Origin of the sequence: Mumia sp. zg.B21, from assembly GCF_019550855.1 — a bacterium.
Lineage (GTDB): Bacteria > Actinomycetota > Actinomycetes > Propionibacteriales > Nocardioidaceae > Mumia.
Map to the genome: position 1 here is coordinate 36,077 of NZ_JAHWCJ010000003.1, position 23,467 is coordinate 59,543.

24 protein-coding genes are annotated in these 23,467 nt (G+C 71.3%); 9 read left to right on the forward strand and 15 right to left on the reverse strand.

What is annotated here, in order from left to right:
* The first annotated feature begins 17 nt into the window (after positions 1-17).
* Complete coding sequence (locus KV100_RS14430) at positions 18-950, forward strand: alpha/beta hydrolase family protein (RefSeq protein ID WP_220343806.1); 933 nt, start codon at positions 18-20, stop codon at positions 948-950.
* Positions 947-2,395: a DUF2079 domain-containing protein gene (locus KV100_RS14435; protein ID WP_220343807.1), complete on the forward strand. Its 1,449-nt coding sequence runs from the start codon at positions 947-949 to the stop codon at positions 2,393-2,395. Before KV100_RS14430 ends, KV100_RS14435 begins: the two co-directional genes overlap by 4 nt.
* 209 nt (positions 2,396-2,604) lie before the next feature.
* On the opposite strand, the gene KV100_RS14440 is transcribed toward KV100_RS14435, so the two are convergent.
* The 9 genes from KV100_RS14440 to KV100_RS14480 all read right to left on the reverse strand — a co-directional run bounded on the left by KV100_RS14440 (position 2,605) and on the right by KV100_RS14480 (position 10,601).
* Positions 2,605-3,999: a class II fumarate hydratase gene (locus tag KV100_RS14440; protein WP_220343808.1), complete on the reverse strand. Its 1,395-nt coding sequence runs from the start codon at positions 3,997-3,999 to the stop codon at positions 2,605-2,607.
* 42 nt (positions 4,000-4,041) lie between these two features.
* A complete protein-coding gene (locus tag KV100_RS14445; RefSeq protein ID WP_220343809.1) occupies positions 4,042-4,680 on the reverse strand; it encodes a spermidine synthase in 639 nt (212 codons plus the stop codon).
* The gene (locus KV100_RS14450) at positions 4,664-5,563 is read right to left on the reverse strand and encodes an alpha/beta fold hydrolase (protein ID WP_301022211.1); all 900 of its coding nucleotides are present in this window, start codon (positions 5,561-5,563) and stop codon (positions 4,664-4,666) included. The genes KV100_RS14445 and KV100_RS14450 overlap by 17 nt, the downstream gene beginning before the upstream one ends.
* Positions 5,564-5,597: 34 nt before the next feature.
* On the reverse strand, positions 5,598-6,515 hold the full coding sequence (locus KV100_RS14455; RefSeq protein WP_220343811.1) for a carbohydrate kinase: 918 nt from the start codon (positions 6,513-6,515) through the stop codon (positions 5,598-5,600).
* Between the two features lie 7 nt (positions 6,516-6,522).
* Complete coding sequence (glpX, locus tag KV100_RS14460; RefSeq protein WP_220343812.1) at positions 6,523-7,560, reverse strand: class II fructose-bisphosphatase; 1,038 nt, start codon at positions 7,558-7,560, stop codon at positions 6,523-6,525.
* 80 nt (positions 7,561-7,640) lie between these two features.
* On the reverse strand, positions 7,641-8,648 hold the full coding sequence (locus KV100_RS14465) for an ABC transporter ATP-binding protein (protein WP_220343813.1): 1,008 nt from the start codon (positions 8,646-8,648) through the stop codon (positions 7,641-7,643).
* On the reverse strand, positions 8,645-9,448 hold the full coding sequence (locus KV100_RS14470; protein WP_301022209.1) for an ABC transporter permease: 804 nt from the start codon (positions 9,446-9,448) through the stop codon (positions 8,645-8,647). Before KV100_RS14470 ends, KV100_RS14465 begins: the two co-directional genes overlap by 4 nt.
* The gene (gene modA / locus KV100_RS14475) at positions 9,445-10,209 is read right to left on the reverse strand and encodes a molybdate ABC transporter substrate-binding protein (RefSeq protein WP_220343814.1); all 765 of its coding nucleotides are present in this window, start codon (positions 10,207-10,209) and stop codon (positions 9,445-9,447) included. The genes KV100_RS14470 and modA overlap by 4 nt, the downstream gene beginning before the upstream one ends.
* Positions 10,206-10,601, reverse strand: a complete 396-nt coding sequence (locus tag KV100_RS14480; protein WP_220343815.1) for a molybdopterin-binding protein — start codon at positions 10,599-10,601, stop codon at positions 10,206-10,208. Before KV100_RS14480 ends, modA begins: the two co-directional genes overlap by 4 nt.
* Before the next feature lie 129 nt (positions 10,602-10,730).
* Between KV100_RS14480 and KV100_RS14485 the strand changes: the two genes are divergently transcribed.
* Positions 10,731-11,327 (forward strand): DUF4245 domain-containing protein, encoded by a 597-nt coding sequence (locus KV100_RS14485; protein WP_220343816.1) that lies wholly within the window; start codon positions 10,731-10,733, stop codon positions 11,325-11,327.
* Between the two features lie 7 nt (positions 11,328-11,334).
* Here the strand turns inward: KV100_RS14485 and KV100_RS14490 are convergent, their stop codons facing one another.
* Together KV100_RS14490 and xseA are read right to left on the reverse strand one after the other, a co-directional pair.
* Complete coding sequence (locus tag KV100_RS14490; RefSeq protein WP_220343817.1) at positions 11,335-11,592, reverse strand: exodeoxyribonuclease VII small subunit; 258 nt, start codon at positions 11,590-11,592, stop codon at positions 11,335-11,337.
* Positions 11,592-12,833, reverse strand: a complete 1,242-nt coding sequence (xseA, locus tag KV100_RS14495) for an exodeoxyribonuclease VII large subunit (RefSeq protein WP_220343818.1) — start codon at positions 12,831-12,833, stop codon at positions 11,592-11,594. The genes KV100_RS14490 and xseA overlap by 1 nt, the downstream gene beginning before the upstream one ends.
* A gap of 106 nt (positions 12,834-12,939) precedes the next feature.
* Between xseA and KV100_RS14500 the strand changes: the two genes are divergently transcribed.
* A complete protein-coding gene (locus KV100_RS14500) occupies positions 12,940-13,914 on the forward strand; it encodes a 4-hydroxy-3-methylbut-2-enyl diphosphate reductase (protein ID WP_220343947.1) in 975 nt (324 codons plus the stop codon).
* Positions 13,915-13,934: 20 nt separating this feature from the next.
* On the opposite strand, the gene npdG is transcribed toward KV100_RS14500, so the two are convergent.
* Complete coding sequence (gene npdG / locus KV100_RS14505; RefSeq protein ID WP_220343819.1) at positions 13,935-14,618, reverse strand: NADPH-dependent F420 reductase; 684 nt, start codon at positions 14,616-14,618, stop codon at positions 13,935-13,937.
* An 80-nt stretch (positions 14,619-14,698) separates the two neighbouring features.
* On the opposite strand from npdG, the gene KV100_RS14510 reads away from it, so the two are divergent.
* Together KV100_RS14510 and KV100_RS14515 are read left to right on the forward strand one after the other, a co-directional pair.
* The gene (locus KV100_RS14510; RefSeq protein WP_220343820.1) at positions 14,699-17,224 is read left to right on the forward strand and encodes a bifunctional FO biosynthesis protein CofGH; all 2,526 of its coding nucleotides are present in this window, start codon (positions 14,699-14,701) and stop codon (positions 17,222-17,224) included.
* 138 nt (positions 17,225-17,362) lie between these two features.
* Positions 17,363-17,743 carry an SHOCT domain-containing protein gene (locus KV100_RS14515; RefSeq protein WP_220343821.1) on the forward strand — a complete coding sequence of 127 codons (381 nt, stop codon included), beginning with the start codon at positions 17,363-17,365 and terminating at the stop codon, positions 17,741-17,743.
* Here KV100_RS14515 and KV100_RS14520 read toward each other — a convergent pair.
* Genes KV100_RS14520 through KV100_RS14530 form a run of 3 tightly spaced genes read right to left on the reverse strand, consistent with a single transcriptional unit; the run spans position 17,736 to position 20,670 of the window.
* Positions 17,736-18,209, reverse strand: coding sequence for a DUF6542 domain-containing protein (locus KV100_RS14520; protein ID WP_220343822.1), 474 nt, complete (start codon positions 18,207-18,209; stop codon positions 17,736-17,738). The two genes, KV100_RS14515 and KV100_RS14520, sit on opposite strands and share 8 nt — an antisense overlap.
* Before the next feature lie 28 nt (positions 18,210-18,237).
* The gene (locus KV100_RS14525) at positions 18,238-19,389 is read right to left on the reverse strand and encodes a DNA recombination protein RmuC (RefSeq protein ID WP_220343823.1); all 1,152 of its coding nucleotides are present in this window, start codon (positions 19,387-19,389) and stop codon (positions 18,238-18,240) included.
* A 12-nt stretch (positions 19,390-19,401) separates the two neighbouring features.
* Positions 19,402-20,670, reverse strand: coding sequence for an MFS transporter (locus KV100_RS14530; RefSeq protein ID WP_220343824.1), 1,269 nt, complete (start codon positions 20,668-20,670; stop codon positions 19,402-19,404).
* 55 nt (positions 20,671-20,725) lie between these two features.
* Between KV100_RS14530 and KV100_RS14535 the strand changes: the two genes are divergently transcribed.
* Genes KV100_RS14535 through ychF form a run of 3 tightly spaced genes read left to right on the forward strand, consistent with a single transcriptional unit; the run spans position 20,726 to position 23,439 of the window.
* Complete coding sequence (locus tag KV100_RS14535; RefSeq protein WP_220343825.1) at positions 20,726-21,730, forward strand: DUF5937 family protein; 1,005 nt, start codon at positions 20,726-20,728, stop codon at positions 21,728-21,730.
* The gene (locus KV100_RS14540) at positions 21,727-22,356 is read left to right on the forward strand and encodes a GNAT family N-acetyltransferase (RefSeq protein ID WP_220343826.1); all 630 of its coding nucleotides are present in this window, start codon (positions 21,727-21,729) and stop codon (positions 22,354-22,356) included. The genes KV100_RS14535 and KV100_RS14540 overlap by 4 nt, the downstream gene beginning before the upstream one ends.
* A 6-nt stretch (positions 22,357-22,362) precedes the next feature.
* Positions 22,363-23,439 (forward strand): redox-regulated ATPase YchF, encoded by a 1,077-nt coding sequence (gene ychF / locus KV100_RS14545; RefSeq protein ID WP_220343827.1) that lies wholly within the window; start codon positions 22,363-22,365, stop codon positions 23,437-23,439.
* Positions 23,440-23,467: the final 28 nt, after the last annotated feature.

Sequence of the window (23,467 nt, forward strand, 5' to 3'; positions counted from 1 at the left end):
GCCGTGAGGATGTCCGCATGCGCCGTACGCCGGACTCCGCCGTCGCCCGTCACCTGACACGACGCCGTCTCGTCATCGGCGGTGTGGCCACCGTCGGCCTCGTCGCCGGTGGTGCCGTCGCCTCCCGCGCGTTCGAGGACGACGGCGCGGACGGTGTCGTGCCGCAGGTACGCCCTGGACGCCTCCTCACCGGCTCCTTCAGCTCCGCAGCGCGCCGTGGTCAGCGGTGCGGTTGGGCCCTCGCACTGCCGCCAGGGCGCTCCCGGGACCTGCCGGTAGCCGTCGTGCTGCACGGCCGGGGCAACGACCACGCCTCCGCGTTCAGCCCCGGATACCTGGGCCTCGATCGCTTTCTCGCGGCAACGGTCGCCGGACGGACACCACCCTTTGCCCTGGTGAGCGTCGACGGCGGAGAGAGCTACTGGCATGCGCGCGACGACGGTGACGACGCCCCCGCCATGATCGTCGACGAGCTCCTCCCGCTGGTGGCCCGCCATGGTGTGCGCACCGACCGCGTCGGGCTGCTCGGCTGGTCGATGGGCGGGTTCGGAGCCCTTCACCTGGCTGGCTCCCTCGGGCCCGATCGAGTCGCCGCCGTGGCCGTGATGAGTCCAGCGCTGTGGCGCGACTACGCCGACACGGCGCCGGGCGCGTACGACGACGCGGACGATTTCGCTGCGGTCGACGTGACCTCGCGGCAGGAGTCCCTGCGAGGGATCCCGGTGCGGATCGACTGCGGACGGTCGGACCCGTTCGCCGCCGCCACCCGCGACTACGCGCGTGGGTTCGAGCGGCGCCCTGCGGGCGGGTTCCAACCCGGCAGACACACCGTCGGCTACTGGCGGCGGATGGCCCCGCGCCAGCTGGCCTTCCTCGGTGACCACTTCGCGGCATCGGCACGGGGAGACCGCGGTGGACCGCTGGCCCCGCCGGATAGCGTGTCGGCATGACCGACCCCTCGACCGAGGACGACGTCGGCGCGCGCAGACGCTCCGGCGCAGTCGGCATCCTCGGCCCCGCTCTGCTGGCCGTCGTCTGCGGCACGGCGTACGCGGCGGTGTCCTTGCTCCGCTTCCGACGCTTCGAGACGCCGTCGTGGGACAACGCCATCTTCGAGCAGGCGATCGCGGCCTACTCGAGGCTCGAGGCGCCGATCGTCGACATCAAGGCTCCCGGATACAACATCCTGGGCGACCACTTCTCGCCCGTCACCGCGCTCGTAGCCCCGTTCTACCGCGTCTTCCCCGACGGCCGGACCCTGCTCGTCGCGCAGGCCGTTCTCATCGCGCTGTCGGTGTGGGTGATCGCGCGCGGCGCGGTCCGCCTCCTCGGTTCTGCCGCCGGCCTCGCGGTCGGACTGGCGTACGGGGTGTCGTTCGGCATCGCCTCCGCGGTGTGGGTCGACTTCCACGAGGTGGCCTTCGCCGCCGTCTTCCTGGCCCTCTCCGGCGTCGCCTATCTCGAGCGCCGGTGGTGGACAGCGGCCGCATGGTCCCTGCCGCTGCTGCTCGTCAAGGAAGACCTGGGTCTGACCGTGCTCGCGGTCGGGATCGTCCTCGCCCTCTCCGGTGCCCGCCGGATCGGCGCCGCGACGGCCGTGATCGGGCTCTGCGGGTTCGCGCTGACGCTCCTGGTCGTGATCCCGTCGTTCAACCCCGGCGGCGGCTACGACTACGTCGGCGTGATCGGAGCGGGCGGCGAGGGCGGCCCGGGGCCGTGGGCGACGTTCTGGGCGGGGTGGGACCTCAAGCTCCCGACGCTGATCGCGACCTTCGGCGTCACGGGCTTCCTCGCGCTGAGGTCGCCCTGGGTCCTCGTGGCTGGGCCTACGCTGCTGTGGCGCTTCGTCGGGGACAACGAGTACTACTGGGGCACCGACTGGCACTACGGCCTGGTCATCATGCCGATCGTGTTCGTGGCGATGCTCGACGCGATCGCGCGGTTGCGGGCCGCGGAAGAGGCCGAGGAGAGGAGTCGGTGGACCTGGGCGTCGCCGACCTGGCTCCGCCGCTACGCCACCCACGTCCCCGCACTGGTAGCAGGCGTCGCCCTGGCACTCGTGTCACAGTTCCCCCTGGCGCGGCTGGCGGAGGCGGAGACCTACGAGGCGAGTCCGCGCGCCGCCGCCGCCGAGGAGGTCCTGGCGCTCGTGCCGGAGGGGGCGAAGGTCGAGACCGACATCGGCCTGATCACCCACCTGACCAGCGACCGCACGGTCTACTGGACCGGCACCGTAGGTGACGCGGTCCCCGACTGGATGGTGATCGACGCCTTCACGAGCTGGGGCGGGCAGGCGCCAGACGCTGCGGCGTACGCACAAGAGCGGCACCCGGGCACGAGCTGGGAGACCGTGCTCGACCGCGACGGCTACCAGGTCGCGCGCCGCATCGACTGACCACGGGTCACTCTCTGGCGTCCGCGGGTCACTCTCTGGCGTCCGCGGGTCACCCTCTGGCGCCCGCGGGTCACCCTCTGGCGCCCGCGGGTCACCCTCTGGCGTCCGCGGGTCACCCTCTGGCGTCCGCGGGTCACCCTCTGGCGCCCGCGGGTCGCCCTCTGGCGTCCGCGGGTCGCCCTCTGGCGCCCGCGGGTCACCCGGCCAGCTCAGGGATGCGTCATGGAGAGTACGTCGAGAGCTGCATCGAGCTGCGCGATCGTCACGAGGCCCTCGTCCACGTAGCCCATGTCGAGCACCGTCTGGCGGATCGTCTTCTGCTCCTTGAGCGCCGTCTTGGCGACCTTGGCGGCGTTCTCGTAGCCGATGTACTTGTTGAGCGGCGTCACGATCGACGGCGACGACTCGGCCAGCTCCGCGCAGCGCTCGGCGTTGGGCACCGTGCTGGCGATGCACTTGTCGGCGAGCACGCGCGACGAGTTCGAGAGCAGGCGGATCGACTCCAGGAGCGCACGGGCCATCACCGGCATCTGGACGTTGAGCTCGAACGAGCCCGACTGGCCCGCGAACGTGATCGCGGTGTCGTTGCCGATCACCTGCGAGCACACCATGAGCACGGCCTCGGGGATGACCGGGTTGACCTTGCCCGGCATGATGCTCGAGCCCGGCTGGAGATCGGGGAGGTTGAGCTCGCCGAGACCGGTGCGCGGGCCGGAGCCCATCCAGCGCAGGTCGTTGTTGATCTTGACGAGGCTGACCGCGATCGTCTTCAGCTGGCCGGACAGCTCGACGAGCCCGTCGCGCGCGCCCTGCGCCTCGAAGTGGTCGACCGCCTCCGTAAGAGGCAGGCCGGTCTCCTCGCCGAGGATCTCGATGACGCGCTGCGGGAAGCCCGCCGGCGTGTTGATCCCGGTGCCGACGGCCGTCCCGCCGAGCGGGACCTCCGCCACGCGGGGGAGAGCGGACTCGACGCGCTCGATGCCACGACGGACCTGGGCGGCGTAGCCGTTGAACTCCTGGCCGAGAGTCACCGGCGTCGCGTCCATGAGGTGCGTACGCCCGGACTTCACGATCTCGGACCACTCCGAGCCCTTCGCGGCGAGACCGGCAGCGAGGTGGTCGAGCGCCGGGATCAGGTCGTTGATCGCGGCCTCGGTCGCGGCCACGTGGATCGAGGTGGGGAACGTGTCGTTGGACGACTGCGACGCGTTGACGTGGTCGTTGGGATGGACATCGCGGCCCAGGCGGCGGGTCGCGAGGGTCGAGAGCACCTCGTTCATGTTCATGTTGCTCGACGTGCCCGACCCCGTCTGGAAGACGTCGATCGGAAACTGGTCGTCGTGGTCGCCGGCGGCGACCTCCTGGGCCGCGGCGACGATCGCGTCGGCGACGTCCTGGTCGATCACACCGAGCTCGGCGTTCGCCTTCGCGCAGGCCAGCTTCACCAGGGCGATCGCGCGGATGTGCTGCGGCTCGAGCGTGCTGCCGGAGATCGGGAAGTTCTCGACGGCGCGCTGGGTCTGGGCCTTGTAGAGAGCGTCGGCGGGCACCTTGACCTCGCCCATGGTGTCGTGCTCGATGCGGTACTCGGTCTCAGTGCTCATGAGAGCGAGATTATCCGGCCCGACGTACGGGCGGGCGCGGGGTCACCGTCGTGGGACGCGGCCCCTCAGGAGCCAGTACGCCTCGGCGCGACCCTGGAGGCGTACGGGGACGCGCTCGGCGTAGACGTGGGCGAACGACGCCGCGAGGGCCTCGCGGACCGCGGCCGAGTCGTCCATCGACCAGATGCACAGCTCGCCGAGGTCGCGCAGACGCTCGGCACAGGTCGCGATGAAGGGCGCTCCGTACAGGTCGGCGTTGCTGTCGTTCACCAGGAAGTCGGGACCGTTGTCCACGTCGAGGAGGATCACGTCGACGCTCCGCGGCGCGAGGTCGCCGACGACGTCGCGCACGTCCCCGACGTGGAGGCCCACCCGTCGGTCGTCGAGGAGATCGGCTCCCGGCAACGTCCCCTCGCGCATGAACGCGGGGATCGCCGGCTCGAGCTCGGCGACCGTCACCTGCCTGACCCGTCGGTCGGTGAGGATCTCCCGCAGCGTGAACCCCATGCCGAGGCCGCCGACCACGACGTGGCGCGGGTCGGCCGCACCCGCCAGGGCCGTACGAGCGAGCAGACGCTCCGAGGTCGTCTCGACGTCGTCCATGACGAACACGCCGTTGACACGGAGCTCCAGCGCGCCGTCCTCACGCCGGCGGACGACGGCATCACCGCGCGTGTGCATGAGCCCTCCGCGCTGTCCGGGCGATCGATGCGGCGAAGAGTCCCTCGAGATCGACCGGGATCTCGTGCGCCATGCCGGGAACCATCAGCAGCTCGGCGCCCGGGACGGCAGCGGCAGTCGCGCGGCCGCCGGACGGGTGCACCATGGGGTCCGCGCTGCCGTGGATCACCAACGTGGGTGCGGCGACGGAGGCGAGCGCGCGGGTGCGGTCTGGCTGGGTCATCACGGCGAGCATGTGACGCATTGTGCCCTCGACCGACCAACCCCGGGCGTACGTCTCGCGGGCGCGCGCCTCGACGGCCTCGGGCGCGAGAGCGAACTGGCGGCTCGAGATCGCACGAGCGCTGCGTACGGAGCGCCGGACGTATGCCTCCTCGCCCTCACCGGGGGCACCGAGCAGCATCCCGAGGAGTCGAGGGTGCTGCCACCCGACCGTACGGCGGCCGGTCGTCGACATGATCGAGGTCAGCGAACGCAGGCGGTCGGGGTGCTCGACGGCGACCGTCTGGGCCACCATCCCTCCCATCGACTGGCCCACGACGTGAGCGGCGTCGACGCCGAGCGCGTCCAGGAGGCCGACGGCGTCGGCGGCGAGGTCCGTCATCGCGTACGGCACGTCACGCCGCAGCCCTGTGAACGTCGACACCACCTGGGCGCGGGTCACGGGGGCGCGGTCGAACCGGGTCGAGCGGCCCACGTCACGGGAGTCGTACCGGACGACGTGGAAGCCGTGGTCGGCGAGGGACTCGCAGAACTCGGTCCGCCACCAGTTCATCGGGCAGCCGAGCCCCATCACGAGGAGCAGAGTCTGGTCGTCCGGATCGCCGAACGTCTCGTAGGCGAGGCTGAGTCCGCTGTCGAGCCTGGCGATCCGGTCGGTCACCCTTCCATCGTAGGCAGGCGTTGCGACGTCCCGGTCACGCGAGCAGCTCGGGGAGCTCCTTGAGGTGCGGAGGGTCCGCGCCCGGGCGAGAGCAGGTGACGGCCGAGGCATGGACCGCGAGCTCGCCGAGCCACGTCAGCGCCTCCTCGTCGAACGCCGGCCGCTCCGTCCAGCCGCGGACGAGGATGCCGGCCAGCAGGGCCGCCATGAAGGAGTCGCCGGCACCGATCGTGTCAGCGACCGTGATCGGCGGAGGCGCCACCTCGACGGACTCGCCGCCGCTGTAGAGGGTCGCCCCGTCCCCGCCGCGGGTGAGTGCGACGAGCCGGGGACCCTCACCTGCGATCCGGGCGGCGTAGGCGGCGGGGTCCAGGTCGGGGCGGAGCTCGGCGGCGTCAGCGTCGCTGAGCTTGACGAACGCGGCCCGCGGCACGATCCGGTCGACGCGCTCGCGGACGTCGGACAGGTCGGGGGTGATGGCGGGTCGGACGTTGGGGTCGTACGAGACCGGGACGCCCGCGGCGACCGCCTCCTCGACCAGGCGCTCGACAGCGTCGGCTCCGGGTCGGAGCGCCGCGCCGATGGATCCCACGTGGAGGAGCGCGAAGCCGGCCGGGCCCGGCATCTCGGACGGGTCCCACGTCAGCTCGAAGTGGTACGTCGCCACGCCGTGGTCGTCGAGCTGGGCCACCGCGACCGCACTGTCTCCGTGGTGCGGAGGCAGCGAGCGCAGGTCGACGTCGGAGGCGTCGACGTGGTCGCGCAGCAGCTCGCCGTACTCGTCGTCGCCGACCTGCGCGGCGAGGACCGTCGGGAGGCCGAGACGCGCGAGCCCGACGGCGACGTTGAGCGGAGAGCCGCCAGGGTGCGCCGACTCGTGGCCGCCGGAGTCACGCGTCAGGTCGACCAGCGCCTCCCCGACGACCAGCGTGCGGTCGGTGACCGCGGGCATCGTCGGCTCAGCTCTCGTAGTCGATGGAGGCGTAGGCGCGGAGCTTCTCCATGCGGTGCTCCGAGATGATTTTGCGGTAGGTGCCCGATCGCGAGCGCATCACGAGGGACTCGGTGATCGCGGAGCCGGATCCGTAGCGGACTCCGCGCATCAGCTCGCCGTCGGTGATGCCGGTCGCGACGAAGAAGCAGTCGTCGCCCTTGACCAGGTCGTCGGTGGTGAGGATCGCGTCGACGTCCAGGCCGGCGTCGACCGCCTTCTGCCGCTCCTCGTCACCGGTCGGCCAGAGGGTGCCCTGGACCGCGCCGCCGAGCGCCTTCATCGCGCAGGCGGTGATGATGCCCTCCGGCGTACCGCCCACACCGGCGAGGATGTCGACGCCCGTGCCGGGGCGCGCGGCGTAGATCGAGCCTGCGACGTCGCCGTCGCTGATGAACTTGATGCGTGCGCCGGTCTTGCGGATCTCGTCGACGAGACCCTGGTGTCGCGGGCGGTCCAGCACGCACACCGTGACCGATGAGACGGAGAGGCTCTTGGCCTTGGCGACCAGCCGGATGTTCTCCGAGATGGGGAGCCGGATGTCGATCACGTCGGCGGCCTCGGGGCCGACCGCCAGCTTGTCCATGTAGAAGACGGCCGACGGATCGAACATCGCGCCGCGGGGAGCGACGGCGAGCACGGAGACCGCTCCGGGCATGCCCTTGGCCGCCAGCGTGGTGCCGTCGATCGGGTCCACCGCCACATCAGCCTCGGGTCCGGTGCCGTCACCGACCTCCTCGCCGTTGAACAGCATCGGGGCGTTGTCCTTCTCGCCCTCGCCGATCACGACGACGCCGCTCATGCCGACGGTGTTGATGAGGGATCGCATCGCGTTGACCGCGACACCGTCCGCGCCGTTCTTGTCACCCCGGCCGACCCAGCGGCCTGCCGCCATCGCCGCCGCCTCGGTCACGCGGACCAGGTCGAGGGCGAGGTTGCGGTCAGGCGCGGCCTTGGCGGGGGTGAGAGGGCCTGGCAGCTTGGATCCTTGCGCGCTGTCGGTCATGGCCGCATCCTACGTCCGAGTCGCTGCGGCCTCGGGGTCGGCGTTTTCGTGGGTGCCACCACAATTGCGGATCGGCGGCGTCAGTCCTCGAACGTCGTCACCTCGGTGGCCTTCACGCTCGCCCACACCGAGACACCCTCGTGCAGGTCGAGATCGGCCACGGCCGCGCGGGTGACGTCGGCGAGGAGCGACACCTCGCCGCGCAGCTGGACGCGGACCGCGTCACCGTGCGGGACGAGACCGGTGACCTCGAGCCGCCACACGTTGCGCGCGGACGTGACCGGCTCCTCCCCGTACAACGTGACGGCGGTCGGCGAGAACGTCCGGAAGGTGTCGCGCTCGCGCAGCAGGTTCATCCCCATCAGGTGCGCGACGTAGTCGGTGCGTGGGCGACGAGCGACCTCGTCGGGGGTCCCCGCCTGGGTGATCCGTCCCTCCTCGAGCACGGCGACGCGGTCGGCGAGGACGAACGCGTCGAGGGGGTCGTGTGACACGAGAACGGTCACGCCGCCGAAGTCGCGGACGTGCCGCCGCAGGAACGCCCGGACCTGCGCGGTGACGGCGACGTCGAGCGCGGAGGTCGGTTCGTCGAGCAGGAGGAGCCCTGGATCGCAGGCGAGCGCACGGACGATCGCGACCCGCTGTCGCTGGCCGCCGGACAGGCGCGTCGCCCGACGCCCGGCGAGCGGAGCGAGGCCGCTCCTTTCGAGGGCCGCCGTGGCGCGTTCACGGGCTGGCCGTCGGCTCGTCGAGGGCGCGGAGGGGTGGTGGCGCAGGCCGAACGCGACGTTGTCGCGCACGGTGAGATGAGGGAAGAGCAGCGGATCCTGGAAGACCATCGTCAGGTCGCGCTCGGGGGTGGGGACCCGTACGCCGGTGGCGGTGTCCTCGAGAACGGTGCCGCCGAGAGCGACGCGGCCCGAATCGAGAGCGCTCAGTCCTGCGACCGCGCGCAGGACGCTGCTCTTGCCGGCTCCGTTCGGACCGACCAGGGCGAGAACCTCCCCGGGTGCGACCTGCAGCGTGACGTCGATGGTGAGCGCGCCACGGCGCAGGACGAGACGTGCGTCGAGACCCTTCTCGGTCATGTGCGCCCTGCCCAGGAACCGCGCAGGCCGACCAGCACCGCGACGCTGATCGCCAGCAGGATGACGCTCAGCATGATCGCCGTGTCGGGGTCGGACTGCATCGCGCCGTAGATCTCCAGCGGCATCGTGCGGGTCACGCCAGGGACGCTGCCGGCGAAGGTGATCGTGGCACCGAACTCGCCGAGTGCCCGCGCCCACGCGAGCGCGGCGCCCGCGGCGATCCCCGGCCCGGCGAGCGGCAGCGTGACGCGCCAGAACGTCACCAGGCGGCGCGCGCCGAGGGTGGCGGCGACCTCGTCGTACCGGGGATCAGCCGTACGGAGTGCGCCCTCCACGGCCATCACGAGGAACGGCATTGCGACGAAGGCCTGCGCCAGCACGACGGCGGCGGTGGTGAACGGCACCGTGATCCCGAACGCGTCGTCGAGCCACTGCCCGAGGACGCCCCGCCGCCCGAACACCATCAGCAGGGCGACGCCACCGACCACCGGCGGGAGGACCAGCGGGACACTCACCAGCGCCCGGACAAGACCTCGCCCGCGGAAGGTCGTACGGGCGAGCACCCACGCCAGAGGCACCCCGAGCACGAGGCACACGGCCGTGGCGATCGTCGAGGTCAGCAGGCTCAGGCGCAGCGCGTCGAGGATCTCCGGCTCGCCGAGGCGCTCGACGAACGTCCCCCAGGGGGCCCGAAGCAGCAGTCCTCCGAGGGGGAGGAGCAGGAGGAGGAGGCCGACGACGGACGGGACGACGAGCGTGACCGGCACCCGTCCGAGGGCGGCGCCGCCCTGCCTGGTCACGCGGCTGGCCCGAACCCGTGCCGCGCGAGGACCTTCTGCCCCTGCTCGCTGACGATGAGGTCGACCCAGTCGACAGCGAGCTCGGTGGCCTGCGAGTCGACGAGGACCACGATCGGATCGACGTTGACGACCTCCGAGGCGTTCTGCGCCTCGACGGTCTCGACCTTGTCGCCGGCGGCCTGGGCGTCGGAGCGGTAGACCAGTCCGGCGTCGACCTCGCCGAGGGTCACCTTGGCGAGGACGCCCTTCACGTTCTGCTCCTCGGTCGTCGGCTTCGCGGTGCTGCCGTCGAGGGCGAGGAGCCGCTGGGCGGCATCACCGCACGGTGCTTGCGGTACGCAGACGGCGAACGTCGCCCGGCCCAGGTCCCGCACGCCACGGACGTCGCCGGGGTTGCCGGGCGGGGTGGCGATGACGAGTGTGTTGCTCGCGAAGAGCACCGGGTCGCCGTCGGCGGCGTCCGCGTCGACGACCTTGCGCATCGTCGTCTCGTCGGCGGTCGCGAGGACGTCGGCGGGCGCACCCTGGATGACCTGTTCAGCGAGAACAGCTGAGGAGTCGTACGACAGCCGGACGTCCACCCCGTCGTGCTCCCGCTCGAACACCGTCTCCAGGTCGTCGAAGGCCTCGGTGAGCGACGACGCTGCCAGGACGGTGAGCGTACGGTCCTGCGTCCCGCCGCCGTCGTCTGCGCCGCCGCAGGCGGTGGCAGCCATCAACGCGAAGAGGGCGGCCGACAGGAGGAGCGGCGAACGGCTCACGGGCCGACCTCCACGGTGACGTTGGTCGCCTTCACCCCGGCGACTGCGACCACGCCGACCTCCAGGCCCAGGTCGCGGACCGCCTCGGCACTGATCAGGGAGACGACCCTGAAGGGACCGCAGCACATCTCGACCTGCGCCATCACCGTGTCGGCGACCACCTTGGTGACGATGCCGCGGAACTGGTTGCGAGCGCTGCGGGCACGGGACCGGCTGGTCTCGTCGCCGTCCGCCAGGGCGACTGCGAGGGCCGCGAGGTCGTGACCGTCCACGGCCGCCGCGCCTGAGGGCGTCCGGCTCGGGGTGAACCGGCCCTGGTCGCCCCAGCGGCGCACGGTGTCGTCGCTGACGCCGAGCAGGTCGGCCGCCTCGGAGTAGCGATACGCAGGCACGTCAAAAATCTAGCGCATCATCCGCAGGTGCGTCCGACAATAGCGAGCCAAGGGCGCATCTGCGGACGCCGTCGTACGCCCCGTCGGCGTGCCGGAGCCCGCTCTGGGCGGGCCTGGGAGAATGGCACCGTGAGCAGCACCGATCCGTCCCCGACTCCTCCGGCGGCACCCGGCAGGCCTGTGGACCAGACTCCTCCAGCGAAGCCGTCCTCGTCCCGCGGCAACCCGGCGTTCTCCGACATCGCGCGATCCATGCTGGTGATCGGGGCGATCGTGATCGGGCTCTTCGTCGTGGGTCAGTTCTTCATGGGCTACACACCAGAGGAGCGTCCGGCCGTCGCGTACGAGGAGACGGTGGAGGGAGTGCGCAAGTCCGCGCCGTTCCCCGTCTACGCGCCGACGTCCCTACCTGACGGGTGGCGCGCCAACGGCGTCACGTACGAGCCGGGGCGCGACGGCCGCTGGCATCTCGGGGTGCTCACCGACGGCGACCGCTACATCGGCCTGGAGCAGGAGATCGACTCGGTCCCACGCATGGTCGAACGGTATGCGTCCGGCGCCACGCAGAAGGACGACGTCGAGGTCGCGGGCAAGACCTGGCAGCTCTGGACGGGCGACGGCGAGACTGCCTTCGTCCGCGAGGAGGGCGAGATGACCCTCCTCGTCGGAGGGCCTGCGCCGCGCACGGACATCGAGCGCTATCTGGAGCTGCTGACGACGGAGTGACCGCGCGTCACTCCGTGGTGTCGGCCCCGTCACGTCGCTGCGCCGCCTGGTCCTGCGCGCGCTGCAGGCGAGCACGGGCCCCGTCGAGCCACTGCTGACAGATCGCCGCCAGCTCCTCGCCGCGCTCCCAGAGCGCGAGCGACTCCTCGAGGGTCGTGCCACCCGTCTCCAGCTTGCCGACGACCTCCGCGAGCTCCTCGCGGGCCTGCTCGTAGGGGATCGCAGGTGCGGCGGACGGGGTGTCGCCGGCGGGTGTGTCGGGCATCAGGACTCCTCGTCGAGGTCGGCGTGCGGCGCGGGCGCCGTGGACAGCGTACGGAGGCGGGCGTGGCCGTCGACGACTCGGAGCGTGACCTCGTCGTCGGGCGACAGCTGGTCGATGGACGTGACGACGCTGCCGTCCGGCGCCTGGGCGACGGTGTAGCCGCGCTCGAGGGTCCGCAGCGGTGAGAGCGACCGCACACGCGCGAGCTGTCCGGCGACCTCGTGGTGGGAGAGGTCGAGCCGGTGTCCCAGCGAGCGGCGGGCCCGAGCGCACAGGTCCTCGACGCGGGCTGTCTGCTCGTCGATGAGGGTGCTCGGGCGCGCGAGGACGGGCCGGCTGCGGATCGCGTCGAGTCCGTGCTGCTCACGTCCGAGCCGCTGATCGACCGCGTACCAGGCACGGCGCCGCAGCTGGGTGAGGTGATGGAGCTCGTCGGCCACGGCAGGCACGACGCGCTTCGCGGCATCGGTCGGTGTCGAGGCACGCACGTCGGCCACGTAGTCGAGCAGCGGCGTGTCGGGCTCGTGTCCGATCGCGCTCACCACCGGCGTACGGGCTGCGGAGACGGCGCGCACCAGGCCTTCGTCGGAGAAGGGCAGGAGATCCTCGACGGAGCCACCCCCACGCGCGATGACGATCACGTCGACGGTCTCGTCCGCGTCGAGCTCGCGCAGGGCGGTGATGACCTGCGCCGCGGCTTGGTTGCCCTGCATCAGGGCATAGGTGGTGACGAACTCGACCCCCGGCCAGCGCAGGCGCGCGTTCTCGAGGATGTCGTGCTCCGCGGCCGACCCCTTGCCCGTGATGAGCCCGATCCGGTGCGGGAGAAACGGCAGCGGCCGCTTGCGGGCGACGTCGAACAGTCCCTCGGCGGCGAGCAGCTGACGGCGCTGCTCGATGCGGGCGAGCAGCTCACCCATGCCGACCGGGCGGATGTCGCGGGCGTTGAGCGACAGCGAGCCGTTGGTCGGATAGAAGTCGGGCCGTGCGTGGACGACGACCCGGGCGCCCTCCGTGATCGGCGTCGAGGACCGGTCGAGCACCACACGGCGGCAGGTGACCGACATGGAGATCTTGGCGTCGAGGTCGCGCAGCGTGAGGAAGCAGACCCCTTGGCGTCGCGTCAGCTGGGCGACCTCGCCCTCGATCCACTGGGCCCCGAGGCGCGTGATGTAGTCGCCCATCAGCTGGGAGATCACACGCAGCGGCGCGGGGGAGTCGGGGCTGGTCTCGAGGGCCATGCCGCCACCCTAGGTGCTCCGGCCGACAGCAGGACGCGACGCCGTCGGAGGCTGTGGAGGGCTCCCCTACGATGGAGCCATGGCTTCGGACTCCGTGACTCTCGGCATGCCCACCCTCGGAGCAGACCGTGACCTTCTGCTCGCCGCGCCGCGTGGCTACTGCGCCGGCGTCGACCGCGCCGTGATCACCGTGGAGAAGGCGCTCGACCTGTACGGCGCTCCCGTCTACGTCCGCAAGCAGATCGTCCACAACAAGCACGTCGTGCAGACCCTCGAGGACCGTGGGGCGGTGTTCGTCGAGGAGCTCGACGAGGTCCCGGCCGGTTCGACGGTGGTGTTCTCCGCGCACGGTGTCTCACCGGCCGTCCACGACGACGCCCAGGCTCGCGGGCTGAAGACGATCGACGCGACCTGCCCGCTGGTCACCAAGGTGCACCACGAGGCCAGGCGGTTCGCCCGTGAGGACTACCGGATCCTGCTGATCGGGCACGCCGGTCACGAGGAGGTCGAAGGCACCTCCGGCGAGGCCCCGGAGGCGATCACGCTCGTGGAGACCGTCGCCGACGTCGAGGCGCTGTCCTTCCCCGCCGGCACCAAGCTGTCCTGGCTGTCGCAGACCACGCTCAGCGTGGACGAGACGATGGACATCGTCGACGCGCTGCGGGACAAGTTCCCTCAGCTGGAGGACCCGCCGAGCGACGACATCTGCTACGCCACCCAGAACCGGCAGCTCGCGGTCAAGGAGATCTCGGAGGGCTCCGACCTGATGATCGTGGTCGGCTCCGCGAACTCGTCCAACTCGGTCCGGCTCGTCGAGGTCGCGCTCGAGGCCGGCGCCAAGGCGTCGTACCGGATCGACGACGTGAGCGAGATGCGCGAGGAGTGGCTCGAGGGTGTCGAGAAGGTCGGCGTGACGTCCGGCGCGTCGGTGCCGGAGGAGCTCGTCGAGGGCGTGCTGTCGTACCTCAACGACCGCGGCTTCCCGACCGCGACCGCCGTGCACACGGCCGAGGAGAGCCTCATCTTCGCGCTTCCTCCGGAGCTGCGCCGCGACCTCCGCAAGGCCGGCCAGCCCGCCTGACCCCGACGGGACCTCAGCCCTCAGGCGCGGGCGTCGTCCGGCAGGCCGGCCAGGTGCAGGCCCGAGCGGACCTTGTAGCGCTTGTTCACGTTGATCAGGACCGCGGTGAACGGCTCGAGCTGACGGGCGATCCGCAGGGCCCCCGCGTCGATGCCGCGGTGCCCGGTGACCGTACGCGCGAGGTCGGCGACCAGGTCCTTGGCCTCCGCGTCGTCCCCGCACACCAGCACGTCCTCGTGCGACAGCGGATCGGGCGTCTTCCACAGCGACAGGGCGGCCAGGTGGTGGAACGCGCCGACGACCCGCGCTCCCGGCACGGCCTTCTGCGTCCCCTCGGCGGCCGACTCGGCCAGCGTGAGGCCGTACGGGCCGGCGGCGTCGAAGCCGAGAGGGTTCACGCAGCTGATCACGATCTTGGCGTCGAGAGCCGGTGCCAGGTCGGCGACGAGCGCGTCGTACCCGTCCCACGGCACGGCGAGCACCACGACGTCAGCCGCGGCGGCCGCGTCGGCGTTGGTGGCGCCGTCGAGTCGTACGGTCGCGCCGTTGTCAGCGGCGCGGGTCGAGATCTCCTCGGCCTTCTCGGCGGCGCGCTCGGCCGATCGCGACCCGATGACGACCGTGTGGCCGGCGAGTGCGAAACGGTACGCGAGCCCGCGGCCCTGCGGGCCGGTCCCGCCGACGACGGCGATGTGATGAGTCATGACGTCCTTCGATCCGGGTGTGTTCGGCAGCACGACGCATCGTCTCACGCACGGCGGGAGACGATTACGATAAGGCGATCATGACGAGCGACCGCGAGATCCGACGGGCGCTGACCCGCGCCGAGGCTGGGAAGTCCCTCGACCACGCGGAGACGGTAGCGCTCGCTTCCTCCCGCGGCGACGACCTCGTGCGCCTGAGTGACGTCGCGTCGCGCGTGCGTGACGCGGCCATGGTCGCGGCTGGGCGTCCCGGCGTCGTCACGTACTCGCGCAAGGTCTTCATCCCGGTCACGCGGCTGTGCCGCGACCGGTGCCACTACTGCACGTTCGCGACCACGCCGAACCGTGTCGACGCGCCGTTCCTGTCGCCGGACCAGATCCTCGCCATCGCCGCGCAGGGCGCGGCGCAGGGGTGCAAGGAAGCGCTCTTCACCCTCGGCGACCGCCCGGAGGACCGCTGGCCCCAGGCTGCCGAGTGGCTGCACGAGCACGGGTACGACGACACGCTCTCGTACGTGCGCGCGATGGCGATCCGCGTCCTCGAGGAGACGGGGTTGCTCCCGCACCTCAACCCCGGCGTGATGTCGTGGGCGGAGCTCCAGCGGCTCAAGCCGGTCGCGCCGTCGATGGGCATGATGCTCGAGACCACCGCGACACGGCTGTGGTCGGAGCCCGGTCAGCCGCACTACGCCTCGCCGGACAAGGACCCGGCCGTGCGCCTCCGGGTCCTGGAGGACGCGGGTCGCATCGGCATCCCGTTCACCACCGGGATCCTCGTCGGCATCGGGGAGACCGTGGAGGAGCGTGTCGACGCGCTGTTCGAGCTGCGGCGGCTCTCGCGCACCTACGGCGGGATCCAGGAGGTGATCGTCCAGAACTTCCGCGCCAAGGACGACACGGCGATGCGCAACGAGCCCGATCTGGGGGTCGAGGAATACCTCGCCACGCTGACAACCGCACGGATCGTGCTGGGTCCGGGGGTCACGTTGCAGGCCCCGCCCAACCTCTCCGACCCCGACTCGATAGCCCCGCTGCTCGCGGCGGGCGTCGACGACTGGGGCGGCGTGTCCCCGGTGACGCCCGACCACGTCAACCCCGAGCGCCCGTGGCCGCAGATCGACGACCTCGCGACCTGGACCGCGCAGTCGGGCCTGACCCTGGCCGAGCGACTGACGGTGCACCCGCGGTTCGTGCGCGAGACGTTGTCGGGGGAGCGCCCGTGGTTCGACAGCCGGTTGATCCCGCATGTGTCCGCTCTCGCGGATCCTGACGGGCTCGCCGACGCCGGAGCGCCGGTCGTGGGTCGGCCCTGGCAGGACCCCGAGACACCTCCGGAGGCGAGCGGCCGTACGGAGCTGCACACCGAGATCGACACGGTCGGCCGGAGTGCGGACCGACGCAGCGACTTCGCGGGTGTCTACGGCGACTGGGAGGAGGTGCGCGAGCACGCGTCCCGGACCTCCGAACCCCTTGGTCTGCCGTCGGTCCCCGAGCGACTCGACTCCGACGTCCGTACGGCCCTGGCGCGCGCCTCTGAGGAACCCGCGGGCCTCTCCGACGTGGACTACCTCGCCCTCATGACCGCCGAGGGCCCGGCGCTGGACGCGGTCTGCCGTCTCGCCGACGACCTGCGGCGCGACGCGGTCGGCGACGAGGTGACCTACGTCGTCAACCGGAACATCAACTTCACCAACGTCTGCTATGTCGGATGCCGGTTCTGTGCGTTCGCTCAGCGAAAGTCCGACGCCGACGCCTACACGCTCTCTCTGGAGCAGATCGGAGACCGCGTCCGCGAGGCGACCGCGCTCGGCGCGAGCGAGATCTGCCTCCAGGGCGGCATCTCACCCGACCTGGGACCCTCGGCCTACGCCGACATCGTTCGCGCCGTGAAGGCGGCGTCGCCGGACGTCCACGTCCACGCGTTCAGCCCGATGGAGATCGTCACTGCGGCGGCCAAGGCGGGCCGTTCGATCCGCGAGTGGCTGACGGAGCTGCGGGAGGCGGGGCTCGACACGATCCCCGGCACCGCGGCGGAGATCCTCGACGACGACGTCCGTTGGGTGCTTACCAAGGGCAAGCTGCCGGCGGCGCAGTGGATCGAGGTCGTCGAGACCGCGCACAGCCTCGGCATCCGGTCGAGCTCGACGATGATGTACGGCCACGTCGACAACCCCCGGCACTGGGTCGGGCACCTGCGCACCCTCGCGGAGGTGCAGGAGCGCTCGGGCGGGTTCACGGAGTTCGTCGCGCTGCCGTTCATCCACACCAACGCGCCGATCTATCTCGCCGGCGTCGCCCGTCCGGGGCCCACGCTGCGCGACAACCGGGCTGTCCACGCCCTCGCGCGAATCATGCTGCACGGGCGGATCCACAACATCCAGACCTCGTGGGTCAAGCTCGGTGTGGACGGCACGCGGCAGATGCTGCGCGGCGGTGCGAACGACCTCGGCGGCACGCTGATGGAGGAGACGATCAGCCGCATGGCGGGGTCGCAGCACGGCTCGGCCAAGACGGTCCACGAGCTCCGGGTGATCGCCGAGGGGATCGGCCGACCCGTTCGTGAGCGGCGTACGGACTACCCCCACCAGCAGGAGACCGCGGCCTGACGGCGGCACCACCGCGGCCTGACGGCGGCACCACCGGAATCACCCCTCCCGGGCGATGCTGGTGACGTCCGTCCGGCGAGACAGTTCTGCTGGAGCGCATGGGCGCGCCGAGGCACCGCATGACGGAAAGGGTCGCGCATGGACGACTTCTGGGACTTCTTCTGGCTCCTGGTCTGGAGCTTCTTCTTCGTGGCGTACCTGATCCTGCTCTTCCAGATCTTGACCGACCTCTTCCGTGACCATCATCTGAGCGGTTGGTTGAAGGCAGTGTGGGTGATCTTCTTGATCATCTTCCCGTTCCTGACGGCGCTGGTGTATCTGATCGCCCGCGGCGGAGGCATGGCCGAGCGGCAGGCGGCGGCGTTGCGGGCGGCCAAGGCCGAGACCGATCAGTACATCCAGCAGACCGCAGGCCACGCGAGTCCGGCGCACCAGATCGAGACGGCGAAAGCACTGCTGGACTCGGGGACGATCAGCCAGGCGGAGTTCGACCAGCTCAAGGCCAAAGCGCTCAGCTGAGCGCTCGTCCGAGCGAGGCTCGGCGCCAGCCCACGATGCCGAGGGCGGCGCCGAGCCCGGCCACGAGTGCGACCGCGTGCTGCACGACCGCGATCACGACGAGCTGCACGAGCGAGGCGTCGGGTGGCGTGCCGGGCTCGTCGAGGGCGCTCGAACGGGCGATCGCCGCCACGGCCATCACGCTCACGAGGACGAGCGGCGGCGCGACCATCGGGGCGTAGAGCGCTTGCCGCGAGGCGGCAAGGGCGTTCGTGGCCGAGACGAGCACGAACATCACGTCGAAGAACCAGCCGAGGCGCCCGGTCGTGAGGATCTCGAGCCAGGCGGTGGCGAAAGCTGCCACGACGGCGACGACCACCACGCCACGCGCGGACAGGTCGTGCTGGGCGGCGCGCGCTGTCCACGCCTTGCGGTGGCGTGGCGGCCGCCGACCAGGACCGCGGGAGAGCCGTGCCCACTGCTGCACGTCTCCACGCTATGGCGTGGTGGCTCGATCAGCCCGTACGGCGCGCCGTGCCGAGGCCGGTATCGCCGTCCTCGGCGCGCTCGACCTCAGCGGACGTGATCTCCTCGACGATGCGGTCGACCAGCTCCGGCGCCTGGACGGGACGAGCCAGGCTCTCGACCGGCTCGGGCGCCGGCAGGTCGGCGTCGGGTGCGTGGAGCTCCGACATCCGACGCGCCGTGACGAGGACCCGCGTCTCCAGCGACCCAACGGCGCCGTTGTAGGCACCCACCGCCGCATCGAGGCTGCGCCCGACCTTGCCGAAGTGCTTGCCGAGGGTGCCAAGACGCTCGTACAGCTCGCGCGCGAGGGTGTGGACCTCCCGTGCCTGGTCGGCGATCTGCGCCTGGGTCCAGGCGTAGCCGACGGTGCGCAGCAGCGCGATCAGCGTCGTAGGGGTCGCCAGCACGACGCGCTTGGCGGCGGCGTCCTCCAGGATCGACGGGTCGGTGTCGAGCGCGGCGGACAGGAACGCCTCACCGGGCACGAAGAGCACCACGAACTCCGGCGCGGTGGTGAACTGCCGCCAGTAGGCCTTGGCCGACAGACCGTCGACGTGAGTCCGGAGCTGACGCGCGTGCCGCCGGAGGTGAGCGGCGTACTCGTCCTCGTCATCGGCCTCGGTGGCGTCGAGGAAGGCGTCGAGCGGGACCTTGGAGTCGACCACGACGTGCTTGTCGCCGGCCAGGTGCACGACCATGTCGGGGCGCAGCGCGGCTCCGCCGTCACGGACCGTGGTCTGGAGGTCGAAGTCGACGCGATCGACCATGCCTGCGAGCTCGGCGGCCCGCTGCAGGTGCATCTCGCCCCACCTGCCGCGGACCTGCGGCTTGCGGAGCGCCGTCGACAGCGAGGCGGTCTCGCGTCGCAGGGACTCGCTCGTCGTGCGGACCTGCTCGACCTGCTCCCGGAGCTGGCTCTGCCACGAGACCCGTCCCGCCTCGATCTCGCGGAGCCGGGTGTCGAAGCGGTCGAGGCTCTCCTTGACCGGACCGACGGCCTGCGCCGTCGCGTGCGCGGACAGCTGCACGTGGTCGACGGTGGCGGCATCGTGCCGGCGCAGCACGCCGCTGCCGAGCAGCACTCCGACGGCGAGGCCGGCGAGCAGGGCGAGCAGGGCGACGAGGAGCAGGCTGGGCATGGGGTCAGCGTCTCAGCGGTCACTGACAGTTCTGCTGTCGGCGGCACCCTCCCGTTCAACTGCCGCGCGTCGAGCGACCCACGCCGCCCCTGTCCCCGCCGCCGCCAGGAGACCGCCCAGGACGAGCCACCCCGCCGTGCCGTGCTCGATCGCCGTCGCGGTCACCAGGATCGGTGACACCATGGCCGCGACCGCGTAGCCCGTCTGCGTCAGTCCCTGGTACGCCCCCGCTCGACGCGTGTCGGCGAGCCCGAACGCCATGCCCCAGCCGCCCGCCTCGCCGAGGACCTCGCCCCACCCGTGCACGAGAGCCGCGACGACGAGCAGCGCGCACGCGGTCACGACGTCGCCGTATCCCGCGGCGGCGTAGGCGACGCACGCCGCAGCGAGCAGCCACGACCCCTGCCGTACCGCGATGCCTGCCCTGCGAATGTCGTGCGTGCCCCGCGACACCCGAACCTGCAGCACCACGACGACCACCGTGTTGAGCACGAGCAGCACCGAGACCATCGCGGTCGGCGCGGCGGTCGTCGCGATCCACAGGGGGACGCCGATCGTCTGGAGTCCGAAGTGCATGGCGACGACGGCGTTGAGGCCGACGCTGGCGACGTACGTGCGGTCGCGCCAGGGCGACGGGCCGCGGGTCGGCTGCCCGGCGTCGGTCGGCCTCCGAGAGGCCTCGGTCATCGTCGCCGCCAGTGCCGGGACCGCGTACGGGAGCCGGACGACCGGAACAGCGGCCACGAGCAGGAGGGCGCCCGCCGCGATCATCGCGGCCCGGTACGCGGCTGCGGTGTCGACGACGAGGGCCGCCGCTGCGGTGACGGTGCCGAGTCCGATGCACACGTTGGTGACCACGCGCATCCGCGCCCGGAGGGTGACCCTGTCGGGTCCGACGTACCAGCGCGCGATGATCGCCTGCTTCGCCGATCCCTGCACCGAGCGCGCGCCGACCGCGACGCAGGCGACGAGGACGAAGACGAGCGCGTCCGCGGCGAAGGTGTACGCGAGCATCGCCAGGCCGTTGAGCGTCATCGCCCACGACTGCACGTGGTGGGCGCCGACCCGGTCCGACAACCAGCCCCCCGCGTACGAGGCGACGACCCCGACGCCTCCGGCGATGCCCAGCCCGAGCCCGACGGTGGTGGCCTCCAGACCGATCACGCGGGTGAAGTAGAGCGCGCTCACGGTGTAGAAGACGCCGCTCGACAGGGAGTGTGCCGCTGTGCTCAGGGTGAGAGCCCGGGCGACCCGGTCGTGCGGCAAGAACGTCTCGATCACGGGTCAGTTCTCGCCGATCGCGCGGGGAGCACGAAGAGATATAGCGTAGGGCTTCATGGTCGGCCTTCTCGAGTACGAGGTGGACGGCAGGGATCTGGGCGATGTCCGCTTCGCGATCTCGCCGATCAACGAGCTGGCACTGTCGCTGCGCACGTTCCGAGAACCCGGTCGCTTCCCCGTCCACCTTCCGTGGCTCCGCGAGACGCAGGACGCCCGCGACCGGCTCGACACGACGATGCTTCGCGCGCTCAGCAACGATTCGCTGTCGACACCGGACTTCCTCAGCCCGCGGCCGCACAGCCCTCTGACCCGCGTCGACACCGAGCTCCAGGCGCTGGCGAGGGTGGAGGACGAGCGCCTGGGTGCCGACCTCCGCGCGGTCCACCCGGACGGGCTCCCGTACCCGCTTCGGGGGTCCGCGGAGGCGGTCCGCAGCCGCATGCTGCGTGCGCTGCGGGCGTACTGGGACTCTTGCTTCGCGCCGTGGTGGCCTCGGATGCGCGGCGTTCTGCAGGCCGACATCGTGCACCGTGGTCGTGTCGCGGCCGCAGAGGGCGTCGGCGCGATGCTCGGCGGGATCAGCGACCGCGTCTGCCTCGACGGCGACGTCGTACGGGTCCGCCTGACGTCGCCCTTGCAAAGACGTCGAGGCACTCGCGGCGAGGGCCTGACGCTCGTGCCGAGCCTGTTCACCAGGGGAGCGACGGTGCCGATCGGCGAGGACGAGCCGCCGATGATCCTCTACGGCGCCCGTGGATCTGGCGCTCTCTGGCAGGTCGAGCCGCGCCGCTCGCCGGCGGTGCTCGGCGACCTGCTCGGGGTGACACGTGCTGGTCTTCTCACCGCGCTCGAGGTGCCGGCATCGTCGACGGAGCTGGCCGGTCGGCTGGGAGTGACGACCCCTGCGGTCAACCAGCACCTGCGGGCGATGCGCGACGCCGGGCTGCTCACGAGCGCCCGGCACGGGCGGTCGGTGCTCTATCTCCGCTCGGAGCTCGGCGACGCGCTCGTCGCCGGGGGAGGACGGATGTCGGCCGAGGGTGGTACGAACGAGGGATGACCGATCAGCCGACGCGCGCCACCCCGCCGTCTGCGTGGCCGCTCCCGATCGAGACCGACCGCCTGCGGCTGCGCCCGTACGCGCACGGAGACGCGCCGCGGGTGCTCGACATCCACAGCCGGCTCGACGTCATCCGGTGGCTCGGCGACCCTCCGTTCACGCCGATGGCGTCGCTCGACGAGGCCCGCGCCTGGATCGACGACCTCAATGAGCTGGCCGAGGCCCATCCGGGCTGTCTCGGTCTGGCTGCCGAGGTGCGCGACACCGGAGTCGTCGCGGGCACGGTGATGATCACGCCGTGCCCCAACAGCGACCCGCCGGACCTCCAGGTCGGCTGGCACCTCCACCCGGACTCGACCGGTCGCGGCTACGCGACGGAGGGGGCGAGGGCCCTGCTCGATGTGGCGTACGCACACTTCGACGGCTCCGCGCCGGACCGGCCGCTGCTCGACGAGGTGTGGTGCGGCATGTATCCGGACAACCAGCCGTCCGCGGCGATCGCCGTACGCCTCGGGCTCGAGGACCTCGGCATCCTGAAGGACCCGTGGTACGAGGGCGACAGCCACCTGTTCCGTACGACGCGAGACCACTGGGCGGCGGCGCGTCGCGGCCGCCCCGTACGCTAGTTCCTCGTGGCACTCAGCATCGGCATCGTCGGACTCCCCAACGCGGGCAAGTCGACCCTCTTCAACGCTCTGACCAAGAACGACGTCCTCGCGGCGAACTACCCGTTCGCGACGATCGAGCCCAACGTCGGCGTGGTGGGGGTCCCCGACCCGCGCCTCGACGAGCTCGCCAAGATCTTCGGTTCCGAGCGGATCCTCCCGGCGACCGTTCAGTTCGTCGACATCGCCGGCATCGTGCGTGGCGCCTCTGAGGGTGAGGGACTCGGCAACAAGTTCCTGAGCCACATCCGCGAGTCCGACGCGATCTGCCAGGTCACCCGTGTGTTCCGCGACCCCGACGTCACCCACGTCGACGGCAAGGTCTCGCCGAGCGACGACATCGAGACCATCCGCACCGAGCTGATCCTCGCCGACCTCCAGACGATCGAGAACGCGCTCCCGCGGCTGGAGAAGGACGCCAAGAAGGACAAGGACGTCGCCGTCGTCGCCGAGGCGGTCAGGGAGGCGCGTACGCACCTCGAGGCAGGCACCGGCGTGTTCTCCGCCGGCCTCGATCCCGAGCCGCTGCGCGAGCTGCACCTCCTGTCGGCAAAGCCGCAGCTGTTCGTCTTCAACTGCGACTCCGACGAGCTCGCGGACGAGGAGCTCAAGCAGCGGATGCGCGACATCGTCGCGCCCGCAGAGGCCGTCTTCCTCGACGCGAAGTTCGAGGCCGAGCTGGTCGAGCTCGACGACGACGAGGAGGCTCGCGAGATGCTCGCCGAGATGGGCATCGACGAGCCCGGACTCGACCTGCTGGCGCGTGTGGGCTTCGAGACCCTCGGGCTCCAGACCTACCTCACTGCCGGGCCCAAAGAGGCTCGCGCCTGGACCATCAAGAAGGGCGCGACCGCACCCGAGGCGGCCGGTGTGATCCACACCGACTTCCAGCGTGGCTTCATCAAGGCAGAGATCGTGTCGTACGACGACCTCGTGGCCGCCGGCTCGATGGCCGCGGCGAAGTCGGCGGGCAAGGTCCGCATGGAGGGCAAGGACTACGTCATGCAGGACGGCGACGTGGTGGAGTTCCGCTTCAACGTGTGAATCGGTGCGTTTGTGCGCAGTCCGCGCG

Excerpts from the sequence above, each read along its gene's own strand:
- npdG (WP_220343819.1), bottom strand. The coding sequence starts at position 14,618 with ATGACTCATCACATCGCCGTCGTCGGCGGGACCGGCCCGCAGGGCCGC.
- KV100_RS14440 (WP_220343808.1), bottom strand. The coding sequence starts at position 3,999 with ATGAGCACTGAGACCGAGTACCGCATCGAGCACGACACCATGGGCGAG.
- KV100_RS14500 (WP_220343947.1), top strand. The coding sequence starts at position 12,940 with ATGCCCACCCTCGGAGCAGACCGTGACCTTCTGCTCGCCGCGCCGCGT.
- glpX (WP_220343812.1), bottom strand. The coding sequence starts at position 7,560 with ATGACCGACAGCGCGCAAGGATCCAAGCTGCCAGGCCCTCTCACCCCC.
- KV100_RS14515 (WP_220343821.1), top strand. The coding sequence starts at position 17,363 with ATGGACGACTTCTGGGACTTCTTCTGGCTCCTGGTCTGGAGCTTCTTC.
- KV100_RS14525 (WP_220343823.1), bottom strand. The coding sequence starts at position 19,389 with ATGCCCAGCCTGCTCCTCGTCGCCCTGCTCGCCCTGCTCGCCGGCCTC.
- KV100_RS14540 (WP_220343826.1), top strand. The coding sequence starts at position 21,727 with ATGACCGATCAGCCGACGCGCGCCACCCCGCCGTCTGCGTGGCCGCTC.
- KV100_RS14445 (WP_220343809.1), bottom strand. The coding sequence starts at position 4,680 with ATGCACACGCGCGGTGATGCCGTCGTCCGCCGGCGTGAGGACGGCGCG.
- xseA (WP_220343818.1), bottom strand. The coding sequence starts at position 12,833 with ATGGCCCTCGAGACCAGCCCCGACTCCCCCGCGCCGCTGCGTGTGATC.
- KV100_RS14490 (WP_220343817.1), bottom strand. The coding sequence starts at position 11,592 with ATGCCCGACACACCCGCCGGCGACACCCCGTCCGCCGCACCTGCGATC.
- KV100_RS14465 (WP_220343813.1), bottom strand. The coding sequence starts at position 8,648 with ATGACCGAGAAGGGTCTCGACGCACGTCTCGTCCTGCGCCGTGGCGCG.
- KV100_RS14510 (WP_220343820.1), top strand. The coding sequence starts at position 14,699 with ATGACGAGCGACCGCGAGATCCGACGGGCGCTGACCCGCGCCGAGGCT.
- KV100_RS14535 (WP_220343825.1), top strand. The coding sequence starts at position 20,726 with ATGGTCGGCCTTCTCGAGTACGAGGTGGACGGCAGGGATCTGGGCGAT.
- KV100_RS14430 (WP_220343806.1), top strand. The coding sequence starts at position 18 with ATGCGCCGTACGCCGGACTCCGCCGTCGCCCGTCACCTGACACGACGC.
- KV100_RS14435 (WP_220343807.1), top strand. The coding sequence starts at position 947 with ATGACCGACCCCTCGACCGAGGACGACGTCGGCGCGCGCAGACGCTCC.
- KV100_RS14455 (WP_220343811.1), bottom strand. The coding sequence starts at position 6,515 with ATGCCCGCGGTCACCGACCGCACGCTGGTCGTCGGGGAGGCGCTGGTC.